The organism is Oceanisphaera marina, from assembly GCF_014643915.1.
Lineage (GTDB): Bacteria > Pseudomonadota > Gammaproteobacteria > Enterobacterales > Aeromonadaceae > Oceanimonas > Oceanimonas marina.
In genome coordinates, this window is the sequence record NZ_BMKE01000018.1 from 56246 (window position 1) to 77613 (window position 21368).

A 21368-nucleotide genomic window follows, 5' to 3' on the forward strand; every position below is an offset into this window, starting at 1 on the left:
ATAAGATCTGAACAGGATGTTTATACCAATAGTAAGGGCGAAACTCCGACTCTCTTGTAGCCGGAGTTTCGCTATTGAGGTTGTGCCAGCAGAGTAATTTTTAAATCTCGCCAAGCGAGACTGACAGCTAGAGCGTCAGGCTACAAAGAACACTCCCAAATCACCGATCTTACTTTTCTTTTTCCGTGGATTCCGTGGCAAAAATAGCTCTAGGTTTTAGTGTTTTGATCTCATGTTGGCCTCTTCACTCTTCACTTCCAACATTGGCTTGCTTGCGGGTGGCGCGGATAAAGGCGGCGATAAAGAACAGGGTGAGCAGCAGCACTATGGTGGGCGCCGGCGCGCTGTCGATAAAAAACGACCCATATACGCCAAAAAAGGCACCAATCACGGCAATCACCATCGATAATATCAACATGGTGCTGAATTTATTGGTGAGCAGGAAGGCGATGGCGCCGGGGGCAATCAGCAATGAAATAGCCAGAATCAAGCCCACCGATTTCAAGGCCGCCACTATGGTCAGCGCAATCAAACACAGCAAACTGTAGTGCAGCAGATTCACCCTTAGGCCGATGGCCTGAGCGTGAGCGGGGTCGAAGGCGTGCAGTAAAAAATCCCGCCACTTACTGCCCAGCACCAGCAGGGTGAGCAGCGCAATAACGCCGGTTTCTGCAATATCCGGCCAGCCCACGCCCAGCATGTCGCCAAACAGAATATGATCCAGATGCACATCGGAATGAATTTTGACATACAGCAGCAGCCCCAGACCGAACATGCCCGAAAACACGATACCCATAACGGTATCCTGCTTGATGCGGCTGTTATTCTTTAAAAAACCAATCGATAGCGCGCACAGCATGCCGGCGATAAAGGCTCCCAGAGTAAAGGGGGCACCGACGATATAGGCGATGACCACCCCGGGAAATACCGCATGGCTCATGGCATCGCCCATCAGGGCCCAGCCTTTGAGTACCAGAAAGCAGGATAACAGGGCGGTGGGTACGGCAATCAGTACCGAAATCAGCAGTGCGTTCACCATAAACTCGAACTGAAAGGGCGCCAGCAAGGTCTCTATCATGAGCTGACCTCCAGTGCCTGGGCCGCGCGTTTGCGTGCGGCAAAATAACCGTGTTTAGGAGCCAGAAAAAAAGCCAGCAAAAACAGCAGGGTTTGCAGCACCACGATAATGCCGCCGGTGGCACCATCGAGAAAGTAGCTGGCATAGGCACCGACGAAGCTGGTGAGGGCGCCTATGGTGACGGCCATGATCAACAACCGGGGAAAACGGTCGGTCAATAAATAGGCGGTCGCGCCCGGGGTGACTACCATGCAAATCACCAGAAACGCGCCCACGGTTTGCAGCGCGGCCACGGTGGAGGCGGCCAGCAGGGTGAAAAACAGCAGCTTGATCTTGATGGGGCTGATGCCAATGGAGTGGGCATGATTTTCATCGAAGAACACCACCAGTATGTCTTTCCACTTCACCAGCAAGATCAGCAGTGACACCAGGCTGATGATCACCAGTTGCAGTATGTCTTGCGGATCGATGGCCAGAATATTGCCCAGCACTATGGTTTTGATGTTTACCGCAGTGGGTTTCAGCGACACCATGAACAGGCCGAGGGCAAAAAAGCTGGAGAAGATCAGCCCGATAATCACGTCTTCCTTGAGTTTGCTGCGCTGATTCAAAAACAGCATGGTGCCCGCCGCCAGTCCACCGGCCAAAAAAGCGCCCAGCGCAAAGGGCAGCCCCAGCATATAGGCGCCCGCCACGCCCGGCACTATGGAATGTGACAGCGCATCGCCAATCAGCGACCAGCCTTTAAGCATCAAATAACAGGATAAAAAGGCGCATACCCCGCCCACCAGGGCGGAAACCCACATGGCGTTGATCATGTACTGATAACCAAAGGGCTCAAGCAGTACCGTCATCGTCTTTGCCCTCCCACTGGCTTTGCGCTTCCCGGCTATGCACCTGGCCGGCCTTGATGATCAACGGACGCTCGTCGTCACTGATAATGCCGATGGCGTGGGATCTGCCATTGCGGTTTTCGTTGAGTACGAAGTGGCGCAACACACCGCCGAAGGCCAGCTCCAGATTATCCTGGGTAAAGGTATCCTGGGTGGTGCCGTGGGCCAGTACTGTGCCTTTGATCAAGATGGTGCGATCGCAAAACTCCGGTACCGAGCCCAGGTTATGAGTAGAGACCAGCATGACGCGACCTTCTGCGCGCAGCTCGCGCAGCAGGGCAATAATCTGGTCTTCGGTTTTAACATCGACGCCGGTAAAGGGCTCATCGAGCAGAATAACGCGGCCATTCTGTGCCAGCGCCCGGGCCAGAAACACCCGTTTTTTCTGACCACCGGATAATTCGCCAATCTGGCGCTTGCGAAATTCGGTCATATTGACCCGCTCCAGCGCCTGCGCCACCGCTTCATGATCGGCAGCCTTGGCTCGGCGCAGCCACCCCATGTGGCCGTAGCGGCCCATCATGACCACATCTTCTACCAGTACCGGAAAATTCCAGTCCACTTCTTCGGACTGTGGCACATAGGCTACCAGATTTTGGTGCAGCGCCTCATCCACACTCATACCCAGCACGCTGATATTGCCTTTGGCCAGGCGCACAAACCCCATAATGGCCTTGAACAGCGTCGATTTTCCGGAACCATTCACGCCCACCAATGCGGCTATGGTGCCGGTGGGGATGGCAAAGCTGGCATCACGCAGCGCCGTATGGCCGTTGCGATAGGTGACTGTGACGTCTTCCACTTTCATGCCGGCACCGGCCGTTAACGCGGTGACCTTGTCTGTTTGCTGATTCCGAGCCATCATTTTCCCAGTCCTACTTTGATGCCGGTCACTATGGTGTGTGAGGTGACACTGAGCAGGTCGAGGTAGGTGGGCACAGGACCGTTTTCGGTACTCAGCGAGTCCACATACAGCACGCCGCCATAATGGCTGCCGGTTTCTCGTGCCACCTGTTTGGCGGGTTTGTCGGAAATGGTACTTTCGCTGAATATTGCGGGAATCTGTTGCTGGCGCACGGTATCGATTACCTTGCGTACCTGCTGCGGTGTACCTTGCTGATCGGCGTTAATCGGCCACAAATACAGCTCTTGGAGGCCAAAGTCCCGTGCCAGATAAGAAAAGGCGCCTTCACTGGTGACCAGCCAGCGCTTATCGGCAGGCAGCTCATCTATCAGTTGTTGAATCGGCGCAATTTTTGCGGCAATTTCTGCCTTGTAGGCGGCGGCATTGGCGCGGTAAACATCGGCATTGGCGGGGTCGTACTTCACGAAGGCATCGCGAATATTGTCCACGTAAATCATGGCATTTTTCGGTGACATCCAGGCATGAGGGTTGGGCTTTCCTTCATAAGGGCCATCGACCACGCTCATGGGGTCTATTCCGTTGGACACCACTACCTCAGGCATCTCTTTCATGTTTTGATAGAACTTCTCGAACCACAGCTCCAGGTTCAGGCCATTGGAAAAAACCAGTTGGGCATCGTGGGCGCGAATAATATCCCCCGGGGTGGGCTGATAGTCGTGAATTTCGGCGCCGGGCTTGGTAATCGACTCCACAATGGCCACCTCGCCGGCCACGTTCTGCGCCATGTCGGCAATCACGGTAAAGGTGGTGACGGCTTTGAATTTTTCTGCAGCGCTGGCGGGAGTCGCTATCAACAAGGCTGCAAGCGCGACTCCCCACAAACGATTAAGTATTGCAACGACCTTCCTGTTCAACATGGTTGATCCTTAACATTGGCGAATATATTCCAGCAATGATTACAGTAGCTTTTTCTTGATATTGGTGTAAATGAGAATTATTAGTGGTGGTGCTGGATCATGACAAGGACGCCACTGCGCCTTTATCTTGGTCACACCATATTAAGTGAATGTGATCTATGTCTCAAATATAGCGTGGCACTCACGGCATGTTTAACAAGAGGGGAGTGTTAGGCGTCAGCGAGTTGTAGCCGGAACACCGAATGTTTGCTCAGGTAGGTGGTAAATTCGTCTTTCAGCAGGGGAGTAGAAAAGTAATATCCCTGGATGGTATCCACTCCCTTCTGCTGCAGGTAGGCCAGTTCAATCTCGTTTTCGACGCCTTCCGCCACCACCATCAAGTTCAGTTGTTTAGCCATGGCAATCACCGCAGACATGATCGCCTTGCCGTCGCTGCCCTGGTTCAGGTCGGTGACAAAGCTTTTGTCTATCTTCAGCTCATCTATCGGCAGGCCTTTGAGGGCACTCAAAGAGGAATAACCGGTACCAAAGTCGTCCAGAGCCACCCGGATGCCGGTGTCACGGATCTGTCTTAGCCGCGCGATGGCTTCTTCGCCCTGCATGATACTGGATTCGGTTACCTCTACCGTGAGGCTGGAAGGGGAAAGCTGTTGCTGGGCCAGGCAGTCTTGCAGCAGGCGGGGCATATCTTCTCTGAGCAACTGCACAAAGGAGACGTTCACCGATACCCTGGGCACGGTTTTCCCTTCGGTTTTCCCTTCGGTTTTCCCTTCGGTTTGCCAGGTTTTGATCTGTTGGCAGGCTTCCAGAATCACCCAGCGGCCCAGTGGCAGGATCAGGCCCGACTGCTCGGCAATGGGAATAAATACACTGGGTGGGATCCAGCCTTTGTCCGGGTGATGCCAGCGCAGCAGGGCTTCGCAACCCACCAGTCGGCCACTGCGCGCACAAATTTGCGGTTGATAGGCCAGCTGCAGTTCGTTGTGGTCGATCGCCTTATGCAGGTCGTCTTTGATTTCCAGGTTTCTGAGTGAGGCCAGGGCGGTGCTGCGACAGAAGAAGCGATAGGTGTTCTTGCCGTGGTGTTTGGCATCGTACATGGCCAAGTCGGCATTCTTCAGTAACTCGCTCACGCTTTCTCCCGCCTCAACGGCCAGGCTGATACCGATACTGACCCCTATGTGCAGCTCTTTGCCGGCAATCACCAATGGGATATTGAGTGCATCAATGATGCGTTTGGCCACCGGCTCGGCTTCGCGCCGATCCCGAATGTTGCGCAGCAGTATGGTGAACTCGTCCCCCCCCAGCCTGGCCAGCAGAGGAGGGTTATTGCCTTTGAAAACAAAGGGGCCAGACAACGCCTGTTCGATACGCCGCGCCACGGCCATCAGCATGGCGTCGCCGGTTTCATGACCCTGGGTGTCATTGATGTGTTTGAATTCGTCCAGGTCGAGAAACAGCAGGGCGATCTCGGGGGGGCCGCCATCCTTGTTGGCATAGTGATTATCCAGCTCTTCCAGCAACTGGCGCCGATTCGGCAGCCGGGTAAGGCTGTCCAGATAGGCTATGTCGTGTAGTTCCCGTTTCTGTTTGAGCAGTGCCTGCCCCATGTCCCGTACCGTATCGGCCAGGCTCGTTATTTCGTCATGACTGCGGCTGTAAAAGTACCAGCTTCTTCCTTGCCCCAGTTGGCGGGCTGCCTGGCCTAGCTGCTGAATGGGATTAATCAGCATCCTATTCAGCAGCCAGTACAGCAGTAACATGCTGATCATCATGACCGCTAGGGTGTTTTTGATTGAACTGGCAGCCACTTCCCACAGCAGCTGATGCAGTTCGGAGGCGGGCCAGCCGATGGTGAAGTAAAGGCCATCCATTAAGGGCATCTGTCCTACCAGGTAGGATTGTGTATCGAGCAGCAGGTGTTCTTGATAGTGAATAAACTCATTATTGGACTCTAGTCCCAGTGTTGCCAGCGCTGCCAGCCCATCGTCTGTCAGCCGGGTATCTCCAAGTTGCATTACCCGAGTGCCGTCACCATGATAAAGCAGACTGAATCCTTCGCTGAACAAGCGATGGTTATCAAGGATGGGGTTAAAGAAGTCCAGATTGGACTTGATTACCAGGTAGCCCTTGAGTTCGCCCTGGCTGTTTTGAGTTCTTTCTACCGGGTCGTGCAACACCAGCTTTCTGAGCGCCACCAGCATCCAGTGGCCGGTATCGGGGTCGATAATGATGCAAGCCTTGTAGTCGGCGTTTGCGGTCTTTATGGCCTGGAAGTGGGCGGTATCACTTTCGTCATCGCTCTGGTTCAGAGAATCGTCTATCAGCAGCGCCAGCTCCTCAAAGCCATCCGGCATCAGCAGGCTGATTTCCTGATACTCGGGATAAATCGACATGAAAGACTCAAACTCTCTGGCCAGCACGTTGTGCATGACATGGGCGCGGATCGTTTCTTCGGTCATCAAATAACGGTTCAGCACCAGATTGCTGGCCAATATTGCGCTGTCGGCCTCTACTACCTGCAACTTGGCCTGCAGCGTGCTTCTCACCTGTAGTAGAGAGTCTTTGGTCTGCACTTGTATCTGGTTTCTGACGTATTTCTGATAGAGATGGTAAGAGGTGCCGATGAGCACCAATGCTTGCACTAACAGCAGGGGCAACAGCCACAGGGCTATCTTGGGTTTTAGTTGCATCTGCTACTCCTGCCGATGGCTATTCTGCTAGTGGTGTGCACGGGTAATATCCCGCATTATTCTTTTGTGCCGTTTAATAAGCCGGGGTGACAGAATTTGATGGGTTTCGGACTTTGCCAGTATGGCCTGGTCCGGATAAACCAGGGGATCGTTCAAGAAGCTGGCCGGCAGCAGGGCCTGCGCCGCCTGGTTGGGCGTGGCGTTGTTAATATAAAGCGCATTTTTCGCTGCCTGGGCGGGTCTGTTGAGGAAGTCCACGAAGTGGTGCGCCAGCTCCGGATTGCTCGCCTTGGCGGCCAGGCAGATAAAATCTGCCCAGACCACACCTCCTTCTTCGGGCAACACATATTTGATGCGGGGCTCGACTTCCCTGAGCATCAGGGCGTCGCCACTGTAGGTGAGGATGGCACTCACTTCACCGCTCACCAGTTTGGACTTTTCGGTCTCTACCGCTACTGCTGAATATCCTGCTACCGCCGGCGCCTGGGCCAATAATAGCTGGCGAACTTGTTCCAGCTGTTGCGGATCGTCGCTGTTCATGGAGTAGCCCAGAGATTTGAGCGCCATGCCGATGATTTCCTCTTCCATATCCGACATCAAAATCCGACCTTCAAGCTCGGGGGCGGGTTGATAAAGCTGTTGCCAGCGAGTAATGGGCTCGGAGACCAGGTCGGTGCGATACGCGATACCTGTGGTACCCCAGGCATAGGGGGTACAGAGATCGTCTCGAGCTTCGAGTCCGGACAGTTCAGGCAGCCTGGCCTGAGTAATGTTGGGTGCTTGCTGGGTGTCGAACTCGGTGACCCAGCCTAGCTGATGGTGAAAAGACTTGGTCACCGAGTCGACCATAATCAGATCAAACCCTTCTGCGTTAGACGTAGTCAACATCTCGTCGCGGGCGGCATCCGACTCGTAATAGGCGAATTTAACCTGGGCGTTATACTCAGCCTCAAATTCGGCGACCACGTCTTCGTCGATATAATCCCCCCAGGTCAGGAAGGTCAGGGTTGCGGGCTCGCCGGTGGCGGCCAGTACGGGGCCAGAAATCAGCAACAGCGCGGCGAAAACAGGCGCAAAAAAGACGTTTTTCACCCTGTACTGGGTGCGGGAAAGAATGTTCATCCTTGAACTCCTGAGTGTGCGCAACACTAGCGCTAATCTAGACCGTATTGGAACTGGTCGTAGTTTATTAACATCGTTCAATAACCCAGCAAGGTCAACGCCTTTGTCTAAAATATGAGACGGCTTCGTATGAGCTATTTTTGATCGGCAGGCGGAAGGAGCTTGTATTCAGGGGCTATGCGGCGGGTATCAGGCTTCAATCTGTTCGGCGGCTCGATAACTGGTATGGCTGGCCAGCAACTGCTGGTAACACTGAATGTTGGGGTAAGCTGCGATGGCGTTGTTATTGGCGAGCATATCCAGGATGAAGGACATCATGATGTCGGCGCCGGTGAGTTTATCTGCGACCAGATAATCGCGATCGGCCAGGTGCCGTTCCAGATGACCGATCACCTTGTTGATTTCGGTGTCGGCATAGCGGGCCAGAAAGTGAGTTTCCGTGCCGTCCATCTCTACGAACAGCTTCAGCAGCAGTGGCAGTATGGCCGAGCTTTCGGCGAAATGGATCCAGTACAGGTAATCGGCGTAATCTGGGTGGTCACGGGCCGGCGCCAGCCGCTCGGGGGCGAAGCGTTCGATAAGGTATTCGGTGATGGCACCCGACTCGGCCAGTACCTTGCCATCGAGCTCGATCACCGGGGACTTGCCGAGAGGGTGTATTTGGGTCAGATCTGGGGGGGCCAGCCGGGTTTGTTTATTGCGCTGGTAGCGCTCGATGCGATAGGGCTGGCCCACCTCTTCCAGTAGCCAGATAATGCGTTTGGAGCGAGATTGATTGAGATGATGCAGTGTGATCATGTATTGCCTCTTTAATAAAAAAGGGCGGCTGATGCCGCCCCGTTTGGTGTTTAAGCCAGCTCGTCGGCCCCGACCCGCACCACCAGCTTGCCGAAATTTTCGCCCTGCAGCAGGCCGATAAAGGCCTGTGGTGCCTTATCCAGCCCTTCCACGATCTGCTCGCGGTAGTGGATCTTGCCGTCACGCAGCCACTGGCTCATGTCTTTTGCAAACTCGTCGTAACGGTGGGCGTAATCATCGAAGATGATAAAACCCTTTACCGTCATGCGCTTGACCAGAATGCTGCCCATTAGTTGACCGAGGCGATCCGGGCCATCCGGCAATGCAGTGGCGTTATATTGGGAAATCAGGCCGCAAACCGGAATACGAGCACCGGTATTCAGCAGTGGCAGTACCGCATCCAGTACCTTGCCGCCCACGTTCTCGTAGTAAACATCTATGCCCTTGGGGCAAGCCTGCGCCAGTTGTTCGGCAAAATCATCGGCCTTGTGGTCGATACAGGCATCTACGCCCAGGGTGTCCAGTGCATAAGCGCATTTTTCTGCGCCACCGGCAATGGCCACCACGCGGCAGCCTTTCAGCTTGCCGATTTGCGCCACCATGGAGCCCACGGCACCGGTGGCGGCGGCCACGACAATGGTTTCACCAGCTTGTGGTTTGCCGATATCCAGCAGGCCCATATAGGCGGTAAAGCCGGGCATGCCCAGTACACCCAAGGCATAAGAGGGCGGGACCTGGGCGGGATCCAGCTTGATCAGGCCCTCACCATTGGAAAGCGCATAATCCTGCCAGCCGCTGTAGCTCAGCACCCAGTCACCCACTTGAAAATCCGGATTCAGGCTGGTGTGTACCCGGCTGACGGTGCCGCCAACCATGGGCTCACCTATGGCCACCGGCTCGGCGTAGGACTTGGCGTCGCTCATGCGACCGCGCATATAAGGATCCAGGCTTAAAAATACGGTGCGCAACAGTACTTCGCCTTGCTTAGGACTGGGCGGCGTCGTTTCCTGTAGCGCAAAGTCATTGGCCGTAGGCGCGCCGACTGGTCGTGCGGCCAGGGTCAGCTGACGATTGGTGTTATGGGTCTGTTTCATGGTTTCTCCTTCGCTCTCCGTTGATTACAGGGCAAATTACAGGCTGGCTAACAGGATTTGGCGACAGTGTTCGGGAGTGACATCACCATGCTCACCCAGTGCCACCATGCCGTGGCTTTTCAGACTGTCGATGATGGGGTCGATATGCTCTGCACCCAGGCCATAGTCGCCAAGGCGAGTTTTCACGCCTACCGACTCGAAGAAAGCGCGGGTGTGCTCGATGGCGGCCTCGGCTTTTTCATCGTCGCTACCTTCGCGTACATTCCATACCCGCTCTGCATATTGCACCAGCTTGCCAAGCTTAGCGGCTTTACGCTGACGCAGCATTTGGGGCAAGATAATGGCCAGTGTTTGTGCGTGATCCAGTCCGTGCAAGGCGGTCAGCTCATGGCCCAGCATGTGGGTTGCCCAATCTTGCGGTACACCGGCGCCAATCAGGCCATTCAACGCCAGGGTGGCGGTCCACATCAGGCTGGCGCGAGTTTGATAATCTTGTGGTTCGGCCAAGGCTTTGGGGCCAATTTCAATCAAGGTTTGCAGTAAACCTTCGGCGAATCTGTCTTGTACTGGCGCATTGGCCGGATAAGTCAGGTATTGCTCCATCACGTGCATAAAGGCATCGACCACGCCGTTGGCAATTTGGCGCTGGGGTAAGCTGTAGGTTTTTAGCGGATCCAGAATGGAAAATACTGGATACACATGATCACTCATAAAGGGCAGTTTAGCGGCCAAGGATTTGCGCGTAATAACAGAGCCTTTGTTCATCTCAGAACCTGTGGCCGGCAGGGTCAACACACTGCCAAAGGGCAGGGCGCGGGTGATGTTCTGGCCGCCTTGCAGCAAAATATCCCAGGCATCACCTTCATATTGTGCTGCTGCCGCCACAAACTTGGTGCCATCAATCACAGAGCCACCGCCGACGGCGAGTAAGAATTCAATGTTGTTTTCGCGAACCACAGTGACGGCTTTCATCAGGGTCTCAAAGCTGGGGTTGGGCTCTATGCCACCAAACAGCTGTACTTCGCGCTCACCCAGGGCGGCGGTTACTTCATTCAGGGTGCCAGTACGGCGTGCACTTTCGCCACCAAACAATACCAGCACGCGAGCCTTGGCTGGCACCAGTTGCGCCAGGCTGGCAATTTTTCCGGCACCAAATTCGATACGAGTGGGATTATAAAAGCTGAAGTCTTGCATGCGTTATCCTTCGAGTTTTAGTTAAAATTAGACCGGTCGTCTAGTTGTGTGGTGTAAAAAAGCTCGCACTATTAGCGAGCTTATCGCAATCAAAATTACTCGGCGTTGAGCAGTTGCTTCGTCATCTGCATCGCCAGCCCCATGTGCTGTTCATCACGATGCAACTTGGTCAGCAGGCTGGCGCCCAGCCACAACTGATACAGGCTGGTGGCTAAAAAAGCCGGATGTGCGCTCTGTAATGATCCATCACTCACGGCCGCTTCAATACAGCGGGTAATGCGCTCGATCACCTTGTTGGTACCGGCTTTGAGCGTCAGTCGCATTGGCTCAGATAAGTCGGCCACCTCGGCACTCAGCTTGACCACCAGGCAGTCGCTGCGGCTGTCTGGACCACAATAGCGGCGCTGCCACTCACTCCAGTAGCTCATTAGCTGCTGTTGGCCGTTTAATCCAGCCTGGCTAAACAGCTGATCGAGTTCCAAGAGGTAAAACTGGAAGTAATCTTCCAGCAATGCCTGTCCAAACTGTTCCTTCGACTTGAAGTAGTGGTAAAAGGAGCCTTTGGGTACACCGGCCTGTTGTAGCAGACTACTCAGCCCAACCGAACTAAAGCCCCGGGCGGCGAGCGTGTCGCGACCGGTGTCCAGTAAGTGTTGGCGAGTATCTTGATGTTTTGCGTTCATGAGATGCATCCTATACAAGATTAGACCGGTCGTCTAGTGGTTTTTGTGTGGTTACGTGACGGATAATCCGCGAAGCGTGACTACAGGTTCACTGTACGGATGCTGTGCTGGCATGTAAAAGGCGGCTATCGCTCAGAGGACTTGCGGGAAGAACAATTATTCACAGAAGGGGCATAAATGGATTCACTGACTTACCATCACCAAGAGCACAGTCCTTGGTGATGGGTATACAACGCCTATGCTGAGCGTTAATCAGTGCTAGTGTTTTTTAGTTTCACCGGCAACCTTGTCCATAATGGCAAAGAATACGCCGGACAGTACGAATGTCATGTGAATGATGACTTTCCACATCAGGCTAGCGGCATCAGCATCACTCATCTCGCGAGGTATATCCATAAACGACTTTAAAAGGTCAATCGCAGAAATGGCGACTATGGCACCAATCACTTTTAGTTTGAGGCCGGAAAAGTCGATCTTTCCCATCCAGTCGGGGCGGTCTGTATGATTACCGGTATCAATCTTTGAGACGAAAATCTCGTAGCCGCTGAAGATAATAATAAGCAGTAAACTGGCTACTAACGCCATATCGACCAGCGACAATATTCCTACGATAACATCGGCTTCAGAGGCGCTAAAAACATGAGTAGTCATGTGCCAGAGCTCTTGGGCGAACTTGATAAACAGCAAGATGATGCCCAGCACTAAACCCAGGTAAAAAGGAGCCAGTATCCAGCGGCTGTTAAAAATAGTATTTTCCAAGGAGTGCTCAATTTTTTTTAGCATGTAGAATTCTTGATGTTTTTAGGGCTGGAAATTATAAATTATTCCCTGTTTTTGCGGTAGCAAAAACTTTTTAGCAGACGGATAACGCCCCTGTGTCATAGAGAACCCCGTAAGTGAGTAGAGGTTTTTTTACTGAGGGTTTTCCGGCTATAAAGTCGGTGTTCAGCGGTAGGAACCTTTGTTCAGCACTTAACCCTGTACCCTGATGGTCACGCCAGCCGCCTGTTTTAGTGAAGGATGAGCCGAATACATCCTCTATTCGGCTCAATACGCGAGCTTTAACAGACGTTAGTGAGCCAGCCGTGAGTATCGGCCGCTTTGCCCCATTGAATATCATTGAGCGCTTGGCGCAAAGCATTGGTGGTGGGGCCGGCTTCGCCGTTGCCGACAGCATATTCTTTGCCATCATGGATCAAGGTGCCAACCGAGGTTAATACGGCGGCGGTACCTGACAAGGCGGCTTCTGCACCTGGCTTTTGTGCGCGCTCTAATAACTCGTCTACGCTTAGCGCCCGCTCAGAGACTGTCATGCCGCGATCGCGAGCCAAGGTCAGAATGGAATGGCGAGTAATGCCATGCAAAAAAGAGCTATCAAGAGACTTAGTAATAATCTCGTTGCCGTCGATGAGTAAAAAATTAGCGGCCCCCGTCTCTTGCACATCACCACCTGGGCAGAACAATACCTGGTCGGCCTGCACGGATTGACGGGCTTTCAAGATTGGCTGCAAGGCACTGGCGTAGTTGCCGCCACTTTTTACCACGCCCATATGGGAGGCGCAGCGGGTTTCGTCGGCTAACAACAAGCGTAGTGGCTTGCTGCCGCTGGCGAAGTAATCCCCCACCGGCGACAGTAATACATACAGCAGGGAAGTATTGCTGGGAGCCGCAGCTTTGCCGATTGAGGCTTCGGTACCTATATGGGTAGGGCGAATATACATGGAGCCGGGGGGTAAAGGCACATCCCCGGCATAACGCTTGACGATATCAACAATCATCTGCTTGAGCTGCTCGGCATCCACGGGCGGCAGGGACAATAACTCGCTACTTTGGATCAAGCGGGCAATATTTTGCTCCATGCGGAAGATATTGATGGAGCCATCTTGGTGCTTGAAGGCCTTTAAGCCTTCAAAACAGGTGCTTGAGTAATGCAGCACGTGAGCACCTGGGTGCAGATTAAGACTATCGCTGCTCACGAACTCTGTCGCGCTCCACTGACCCTGCTCGTAACGAGTCAGGCTCATTTCAGGGGCAAAAACGGTACCAAATGCTGACATGCTGCTGTTCCTGTAATGGGTAATGAATAAATTCTATTATTACATAAGCAGAATAAGGTGTTTATTCGGCTCACGATTATTTCAATTCGTGTTATTTCCCGATACAGAAAGTGAAGTTATCTTTAATATCAGATAGATAGTGACTTATCGGGGGTCGTACGGGGGAAAGTGCTTTAAATTAAGATTTAGAGCTTGGTCACAATTTTTGCTCATCCAGCATGAGTCTAGCTCTTGATTCAGCATTTCTCTTTCCCTGTTCAGGTGAGCCCAATTTTTGTAACTTATACAAGTTCTATAAATCTGATATTCCAGCAAATCTAACTTCTGGAAGAGAATCTTGTTTAGCTTCTTCTAAAATTCGGAGTAACTCACCATTCTTGTCTTGGCTCCTACTCAGGACATCTCTTGCCAGCCTGACACATGCTGCGCGGACAAGCGAAATGCTAACGGAATCTTTGCTGGATGGAGAAATGTTACTATACTCTGCATTATCAAAGATAACGGGTAAAATTTCGATCAATGACCCAATATTTTCGTCGGAGAGATATCCCTTGTTATGCATCTGATTGGCAGTCCAAAGTAGAGCTGGTAAACCGCTCATGCGATTCGACCCTATAAGATAAACAAGTCTCAATATTAGCCCGTTAAGGGCTGGCTGTTCTTCCAGATCTCTCCACGTCAAGAGAGCAAAGGATACCTGTGCTAATTTGTTTGCCTCTCTCGCTTGCAGGCCCTGTCTGATTAATTTTTCCACTGGGTTGATAAAAGTCGTGTTCGCAGCGGCAAAATAGGAAAATGCGCTTAGAACCTCTGGCGCGTCAACCTCTTCATAAAAAGTATATAGTTTGTCGAAATTGTCTTTAGTGAATGCTTCTGGAGGCAGTGCGGGAACAACAGAACGTGCCAATACTGTACCGATCAATTCAGCTGTTTGCTTTTCTTCTTGCTTGGAACGACCGAATATATCATTGTCATTTTCTTGAAATCTCCAAATGACCAATTTTTCGAAGTAGTTGATAGCTTGATCTTCTGACGGAAGCTCCTTGCTATTTTTCGCTTGGGCGGCATTTGCTATGTCTGCTAAAAATTCTTGGTTAAACAAGTCGCTATCTTCTGATTCAAATAGATAACGTCTTATTAGAGCTTTTACGGCAGTAGCGTCTTGTGCGGGCAGCTCAAGCAGCACAGAACTGAGCAATCCGGTATCAAAAATAGTCTGATAGTCGGGGTCTGTTCCCCATAATTTTTCTGCAATTTTATTGCGCTCTGCTTCAGTCAGGAAGTCCTTCTTAATTAATGGAAGCAGGCGTAAAAGGGCTGGAGCACTTTGAGATGAACACGGCGATATACTGTCTATTATTTCATCTATGCGACGGTCGAGTATTGTATTTCGTTCTCTTTTACCAGGATACCTTATTACCGGATTCGCCCATTTATTATAGTTTTTTAATACTATTTCAGTTTGAAGTGGAAACGATAAGGCTTCCTGTAGTATGTCAGGATGCTGCGGCTCAGGAATGCTTTCTAGTGTAAATTCAGTCAGGTGATTGAGTGCATCAAAAAGCCAGAGATGATGAAACTCAGGCTTATTGCCAAGAGACACAGCCAAGCAGAAAAGATCTTTTGCCTGCTCAGGTGTTGCACGCACTGATACACGAGCCAAAACTTCTATAAATACTCGCAATCGGTCAATAGCATCATTTCTAATATTTCCAAATGTACCCGTCCACTTCTCGCTCCAATAGTTGATTGCTAGCACGCACTGCTTCAGTAAAAAATTTACATCTTCTTCCGGCAGGCATGCAACCTGAACTCTGGAAAATACTTTTTTCAATACATCAGATGTATCACTGTTTGCAGCGCGCATAGCCAATGAGAAACGATGAACATTATCAATCCCCTCTAAATCAACAAGCCTAGCAGCCTGTTCAACAAGAAAGCTAACGCCGCGCCATCGTATAGGCATACCTACAGTGCCGGTAACCCCTTCGAATATAAGTAAAGAGTGTAATTCGTTGCTAAAAGTTACTGTATTAGAGTTGTCCTTATAGCGACCGGGCTCGAATGATGGCTCGATCGTCTGTTGTTTTTTCTGTTTATCTAAATCCTTGGTAATACGCCCGCTGATATGCTCAATATGATCCCAAGGGCTACATTTTTGGTCTTGGTAGTGAGAAGGAAAAGCCTTAAACTCTCTCTTCGGTGACCAAGCTTCAACCCCTCTGATTAACCAGTGGGCCCAAGCTAAGCGCGAAAGTATATGGAGCGAATTTCGGTCATTGCGATATTGGCCAAGAAGCATCCGATATGCTTCCGCTACCAATTCTTCGCCTCTATCAAATTCCCCAAGTTCGGCAAGCAACGACGCTTTTTTTAACTTCCAAACGGGGTTGTTGCTAGTAATGTTCTCAACGTACTTCTCTAAAGCAGAGTAGTCGAATTTGTCTCGTGCAACGATAGCGTTATGGTACGCAAGTTCATCGCTGCTTTCTGGCCAGTATTTTGCGCCTTTTTCCAATATGACTCTCGTTGTCTGAGTAATAGGGGCAGCTTCTGGGTTGCCCATCCAGCGGGTATTTTTCAGAAGTAACAGGGCGACTTCCAACTGCTGTTTCTTGGTTAGGGAGCAGGGAGTCGCAGGGTCACATACTGTCAGCAGTTCTTGAGCCAACCAAGACGGTATAGCCTGATAAGTTACGCTGTAATGCCAAGTAATTTCGTACAATAGCTTTGCACGGCTATCTGCTGTCATATGCGACAAATTTTTTGGTGTTGGCCAAGGACTTTGGATATGATTTTGTAGTTTCCAGCGTGTTCCGTAAGGACAAACTAGCCAGTCTGGATAGGTAGCTCTGTCTTCTTCCAGTATAGGTAATAGTCCCTCAAGCAATTTTGCCGCATATGCAGGGTCTTGATGTATTTTTGTACTTTCTTCCCCTGTCAATGTACTGGGTTGGAGCTGTGTCGGCTGCCAATCACAAGCAGGGTTAGGCTTGAGATCTTGTAACGCTTGAATAAATATTTTTGTAGCTTCTATATGTCTAATATCGTGTTCATCGTAGGTAGTAACTAAATCGGCTAAATCGATAGGTGCGACATTGATAGATTCGAGATATTTTCGCTTTGCGGAGTTCAACCCCAAGGCTCCAATAAGGTAGATGCGCCTGGAGTGGGTTGCCAGATGATCTCTTACCCACCCGGCCCATTGCAGAAAATTGGGATCATCGCCGGAGAAACCCAACAAACACAGCTCGTTTTCAATGAATACTTGGCGCGAGAAGTTAACAAACGCCGCGTGGTACTGTGGATATTTTCGGTAGTCTTCCTGAGTGAAAACCAAGTCTGTAGTTATGTCGATGGTTCCATGTAACTTGACGATCCGTGGCGATCTGGCACTCGAGAGATCTTCCTGTTTGGAAACTACGCTGTAAATCGGCTGATGCACCTCGGTGGAAGCACGCTCTAGCAGAGTATCCCAGTTAGTGGTTAGAACTTCTGTCCATGGTAATTCGAGTAGAGATTTATGTAGTTCCCCTGGTGTCCAAGCGGCATCATTGACTTCTTTTTTGATCAGATCATGAAGTGCCTGTTTGCCAAAGTAGGCGCAATACTCTTCCGCCAAGCGTAGAGGGTCGAGGCTGCTTGAATCTAACTCTTCGGCAAGAGTTTTTGAAATATCGTTCCAAAGTGGCAGTTTTCTGTTGGCGTCACCCGTTGATGCCGCACTTCTACTGAAACCGGCTCCGACTATGATGGCTGCACCATGATAAGAGTTTTCCTGCTGCCAAAGTGCAGATGCGAGCTTCTTTAATGCGGCGTAATCGGGAATAGAAGAAATATTTTTATTCATTAAAAACCACCAAAATACAACGTTATAATTTTAAAGCGAGTACCGAATACCGATATAAAAATTTCTCGTAAAAGATAAAAACTTCGTGCTCGCTATTATTTTTTAGTATTGCTACCCGTAAGGTAATCAGTGGCTGCTTGTGTAACATAAGAACTTGGCGAGAGTCTCCTAAAGCAGCGCTATCTGCTCCGAAGAAGCAAACTGATAGCCCATCGCTTCATATCCTTTTTCACGTTTGCGAAACATCCGCTGCAACATGGGAAGGCCTGTGTCTACGTAATCGTACACTGTTACTTCCTGCTTGCCATCTGCCTCACGGTGTATCCGGCCAGCGTATTGCGCTAACGTCCCTTTCCAGGCGATGGGCAAGGCTAGGAACAATGTATCCAGTCGGGGTAGATCAAATCCCTCGCCAATGTATTTGCCGGTCGCTACCACCACCTGTGCATTGTGAAGCCTGGCTTCCACTTCTCTGCGTGCTTTAACACCCATGCCTCCTTTAAGGATGACAGTGGTGATGTCAGCATCTGACAGCATATTGGCGAGGCTCTCGGCATGTTCGCGACGTTCGGTCAGTAGCAGGCAGTTTGCGTTTTGCTTCACGCTCGCCATGACATCCCGGACTATCTCCTCATTTCGAACCCGGTTTTCGGCAAGCCACTGATAAACAGTCGCTATATGCGGGCGTTCCCCCGGCTTGATGAAATCGGTGGGCGGTGTTTCATGTCTATCCCGTACAATCACGCGCTGGGTAAAGCGGGTACTGTGATCAGCCAGAACCTTGTGACGAACGGGACCGGCGACCATAAACATGATTTTCTGATGACCATCCTGGCGATCTGGGGTGGCCGTCAGACCGAGCATATACTTGGCGCTGATTTCGTTGAGCAGCATCTCGTATCGTGGTGCCGAAATATGATGGCATTCGTCGATAATAATCTGGCCATAATGGCGGACGAACTCGGCTACGGTATTATCTTTTTTGTTGATCAGGCTTTGGTAGGTTGCCACATCAATCTGGCCGGACGCTTTCTTCTTGCCGCCACCGAATATGCCTATGGTGGCTCCATCCAGAAAAGACGCCAGCCTTTCCTGCCACTGGTCCAGTAATTGTCGGCTGTGAGTCAGGATCAGGGTATTTACCTTTCTGCTGGCAATAACCCCGATGGCGGTGACCGTTTTACCGAATGCAGTGGGGGCATGCAGAATGCCGGTGTCATGCTCGATGAGCGCCTTGACGGCAGCAAGTTGGCTGTCTCGTAACTCAACGCGTAGTTTGAGCCCTTCTAATCTGGTTCCTGAGGCTCTGCGATCTGCTAATTCAACCTGAATATTTTGCTCGAGCAGCAGCTTACGCACTTCGTCCAGACAACCCCGAGGCACAGACAGATAACCTTGCTCGATGCGTGCGCAGGAGATGTAGCGGGGGATGCCATGGGTAGAAAAACGTAGCGCCTGGGTTTTGAAAAATACCGGATTAGCAAAGCTCGCTAAGCGTTTGATGCGTGCTGCCAACGGAGCGGGAATCTCGGTCAGCCTGATATAAACATGATTAGCCAAGGTGACCGTGACGCGTTCGGGGCACCCTGGCACCGGTCCGGGCTCTGTTTTCAGGCCTTGCTCCCAGGGCGCAGCGCTATCGTCCGTGGCAGCTGGTTTAGGCGCTTCTCCGACCCAGTCCCGCAGTCGGGCGGGGCTGATCCGCTTTAACTCGCTCAGAAATGCCCACTGGTCCCAGTGGGGTTGCAGTTCGTCATCCACGAATACGCTACAGCCTCTGGAGCGGGCTTCGTATTGCAGAGGAAGGGCGATCAAATTACCAAAACCACCTTGTGGCATTATATCTTGGTTAGGAAACAATCGGTCATATGAGTCGAATGATAAGCCCGGGTGCAACTCCATCGCCTTGTCTATCAGCTTGAAGCCAAAAGCTCTGGCCGACCAGGCCGGAACCGGCTCTGAGAAGAAAACCCATAAATGAGCTCCGGCTCCCGAGCGGGATATCTCCAGAGCATAGGGAACCTCTTCTTGGTGGCATGCTTGAGCTAACGCTTTTACGTCTGCTGCCCAATCAGCCTTGTCAAAGTCGACCGCCAGCAGATGGCAAAGGTTGTTTGGCAACAAAGGATATAAACCGGCCACCAGTTTTCCTGAAAGGTGGGCATACAGCACTTTATGATCCAGAGGTTTGAACTTGCGATGAGAACAGTCGGCACACTTGATTTTGGGTTTCTTGCATATTCCTTGAACCCACTCGTTCTCACAGGCTACTGCATAACCCGAGCGGCCATTGGTGCCCTCCCAGCGTATAGCATGGACATCGGTACGGCCTATAAACAGCTGTTGAAACAGCTCAACCTTTTGGCTCGGTGTCAGCTGTGGACCCATAATGATGGCTTCTGACCGAAGCAGTACTTGCTTGCGGGCAAGCAGGGCTGCCTTTTCACGTTCCAGCTCTGTCAGTCTGGTGTCAATCGCGCTGAGTTCATCACTCGTTTGGATATCCACATCCTCCCGATATCTTGACGGGTAACTTACCCATCAGTCGCCGTACCTGATTAAAGATTCGCACAAATCTTGTCTGGTGCTAAGCAAATATAGCAACGATTACCGTTTAATCTGGTAACGAGTGCTGCGGCCTCCACTCGGCAACTTCTCGATGCAGCCTTTTTGTAGCAGATCTGCCAGATGCCTGGTGGCGGTTGCCTTGCTGACCTTGGCTACTTTCTGGTACAGAGCGGCACTGATCCCCCCCTCAAACCTTCGTTCACCGCCGTCCAGCAGTCGGTTAAGCACCTTGATTTGTTCAGGGCTCAATCCTGCATCCTGATGTTCACGCCAAAGCGCGTTTTTTCCGTGTGATATCGATAGAGGCCATTGCTTGGTCCAAGGGTTGCTCCAAAGTATCAAGAAACCATATCACACAAGTGGCAACGGACATGGCATACAGCCGAATGCCTTTATTGTCGGCCTCTGCCATGTCGGTCAAAGCTTTCGTTATGACCATTGTTGCCAACCCTTCGGAACGCTCTGAAATAGGGTAAGAATGTTTTTCCGTGACATTTAATAACCGAATCAGAGATGAACGTACGGACTGTACATTCAGGGTTTTCATAGCAGGGAAGCAACAATACTCTGCAGTAGAGTATGCTGAGCTTGTTGAGAATTTTGGTGTTGATTGGCCTTAGCTTTTCCTATCAGCACCTTATAAATCCCTTGTTTTATTTCTGAGGAAAAGGGGAAATAAGCTGGCATTATTCTTGATGTTTTATTATCTCAGTACTAATTTTAAATTGAGCCCAATTATGATGTCTGACAGATCGCAATGAACCCCACCTTTTGTAGCCATTTGAATTCTTCATGATTGGTTTACTTCAACCAACGGTCGCATTTGCCACCGTTAATGGTAGGAGAAATGTCATGTCTAATTCTCATACTCCAAAAAATATTGGTAATCACTTAACTATGACGGTACAAAATGTTGGGTTTCTTCTTGAGAGACTCGGGCAAGACTGTTCACCGCTCCAATATTTACGAGAGCTGACACATAATGGATTGCAGGCGATCGAAAGAATGGGTGAGACTGGTGAGGTTATATGGGACGTTGACTGGATCTCGTTTGATTTGGGCGAACCCATGAGACTCTGTATTATTGATACTGGGGATGGCATGACTGGAGAAGAAATGTTGATGTATATTAATCAACTATCTTCATCTGGTTCCGAACAATCAATTACGGCTAACTATGGTATAGGTGCTAAAATTGCGGCAGCAACACAAAACCCAGCAGGGTTAGTATATCAGTCGTGGAAAGATGGCGAAGGATACATGATTCAGTTGCACAAAGATCCAAAAACAGGTGAGTATGGCCTACAACAGTGGTTGCTAGATGATGGAACTTACTCACATTATATGCAGATAGAAGAATATATAAAGCCACCTGAAATAAAACAAAATGGAACCAAAGTTATACTTTACGGTAAGTATTCAGGGCAGAACTCTATGGACCCACCTAAGGGCATCCCTTTACCCATAAGTCAGCCCAATAATTCCTTTGTTTCTTGTATGGCTCGGACCATATCATGGCAACGTTCCAGGCCCAGCCACAGCGTTTGTAACCCGGG

The 21368-nt window shown here is 50.9% G+C and carries 16 protein-coding genes; 1 reads left to right on the forward strand and 15 read right to left on the reverse strand.

Going from position 1 to position 21368, the window contains the following annotated elements; genetic code table 11:
- Nucleotides 1-244: 244 nt before the first annotated feature.
- The 15 genes from IEW52_RS11455 to IEW52_RS11525 all read right to left on the reverse strand — a co-directional run bounded on the left by IEW52_RS11455 (nt 245) and on the right by IEW52_RS11525 (nt 20061).
- Entirely contained in the window at nt 245-1078 is an 834-nt protein-coding gene (locus IEW52_RS11455; RefSeq protein ID WP_188630213.1) for a metal ABC transporter permease, read from the reverse strand.
- Nucleotides 1075-1932 carry a metal ABC transporter permease gene (locus IEW52_RS11460; protein ID WP_188630214.1) on the reverse strand — a complete coding sequence of 286 codons (858 nt, stop codon included), beginning with the start codon at nt 1930-1932 and terminating at the stop codon, nt 1075-1077. Before IEW52_RS11460 ends, IEW52_RS11455 begins: the two co-directional genes overlap by 4 nt.
- Complete coding sequence (locus IEW52_RS11465) at nt 1916-2836, reverse strand: manganese/iron ABC transporter ATP-binding protein (protein ID WP_373286230.1); 921 nt, start codon at nt 2834-2836, stop codon at nt 1916-1918. Before IEW52_RS11465 ends, IEW52_RS11460 begins: the two co-directional genes overlap by 17 nt.
- A complete protein-coding gene (locus IEW52_RS11470) occupies nt 2833-3753 on the reverse strand; it encodes a metal ABC transporter substrate-binding protein (RefSeq protein ID WP_188630215.1) in 921 nt (306 codons plus the stop codon). The genes IEW52_RS11465 and IEW52_RS11470 overlap by 4 nt, the downstream gene beginning before the upstream one ends.
- Before the next feature lie 209 nt (nt 3754-3962).
- The gene (locus IEW52_RS11475) at nt 3963-6446 is read right to left on the reverse strand and encodes a bifunctional diguanylate cyclase/phosphodiesterase (RefSeq protein ID WP_188630216.1); all 2484 of its coding nucleotides are present in this window, start codon (nt 6444-6446) and stop codon (nt 3963-3965) included.
- A gap of 27 nt (nt 6447-6473) precedes the next feature.
- Nucleotides 6474-7568, reverse strand: coding sequence for a polyamine ABC transporter substrate-binding protein (locus tag IEW52_RS11480; protein ID WP_188630217.1), 1095 nt, complete (start codon nt 7566-7568; stop codon nt 6474-6476).
- A gap of 189 nt (nt 7569-7757) precedes the next feature.
- Nucleotides 7758-8366: a glutathione S-transferase family protein gene (locus tag IEW52_RS11485; protein WP_188630218.1), complete on the reverse strand. Its 609-nt coding sequence runs from the start codon at nt 8364-8366 to the stop codon at nt 7758-7760.
- Nucleotides 8367-8416: 50 nt separating this feature from the next.
- The gene (gene curA, locus IEW52_RS11490; protein ID WP_188630219.1) at nt 8417-9460 is read right to left on the reverse strand and encodes an NADPH-dependent curcumin/dihydrocurcumin reductase; all 1044 of its coding nucleotides are present in this window, start codon (nt 9458-9460) and stop codon (nt 8417-8419) included.
- A 36-nt stretch (nt 9461-9496) separates the two neighbouring features.
- Nucleotides 9497-10654 carry an iron-containing alcohol dehydrogenase gene (locus tag IEW52_RS11495; RefSeq protein ID WP_188630220.1) on the reverse strand — a complete coding sequence of 386 codons (1158 nt, stop codon included), beginning with the start codon at nt 10652-10654 and terminating at the stop codon, nt 9497-9499.
- A gap of 95 nt (nt 10655-10749) precedes the next feature.
- A complete protein-coding gene (locus tag IEW52_RS11500) occupies nt 10750-11337 on the reverse strand; it encodes a TetR/AcrR family transcriptional regulator (protein ID WP_188630221.1) in 588 nt (195 codons plus the stop codon).
- Between the two features lie 258 nt (nt 11338-11595).
- Complete coding sequence (locus tag IEW52_RS11505; RefSeq protein WP_188630222.1) at nt 11596-12120, reverse strand: TIGR00645 family protein; 525 nt, start codon at nt 12118-12120, stop codon at nt 11596-11598.
- Between the two features lie 278 nt (nt 12121-12398).
- Nucleotides 12399-13394, reverse strand: coding sequence for a branched-chain amino acid aminotransferase (locus tag IEW52_RS11510; RefSeq protein ID WP_188630223.1), 996 nt, complete (start codon nt 13392-13394; stop codon nt 12399-12401).
- 292 nt (nt 13395-13686) lie between these two features.
- Entirely contained in the window at nt 13687-17244 is a 3558-nt protein-coding gene (locus IEW52_RS11515) for an SIR2 family NAD-dependent protein deacylase (RefSeq protein ID WP_188630224.1), read from the reverse strand.
- A gap of 168 nt (nt 17245-17412) precedes the next feature.
- Complete coding sequence (locus tag IEW52_RS11520) at nt 17413-19752, reverse strand: TOTE conflict system archaeo-eukaryotic primase domain-containing protein (RefSeq protein ID WP_188630225.1); 2340 nt, start codon at nt 19750-19752, stop codon at nt 17413-17415.
- Nucleotides 19753-19851: 99 nt separating this feature from the next.
- Entirely contained in the window at nt 19852-20061 is a 210-nt protein-coding gene (locus tag IEW52_RS11525; protein WP_229667915.1) for a Fic family protein, read from the reverse strand.
- A gap of 603 nt (nt 20062-20664) precedes the next feature.
- Between IEW52_RS11525 and IEW52_RS11530 the strand changes: the two genes are divergently transcribed.
- A partial coding sequence (locus IEW52_RS11530) for an ATP-binding protein (RefSeq protein ID WP_229667916.1) occupies nt 20665-21368 on the forward strand: 704 nt, incomplete at its 3' end.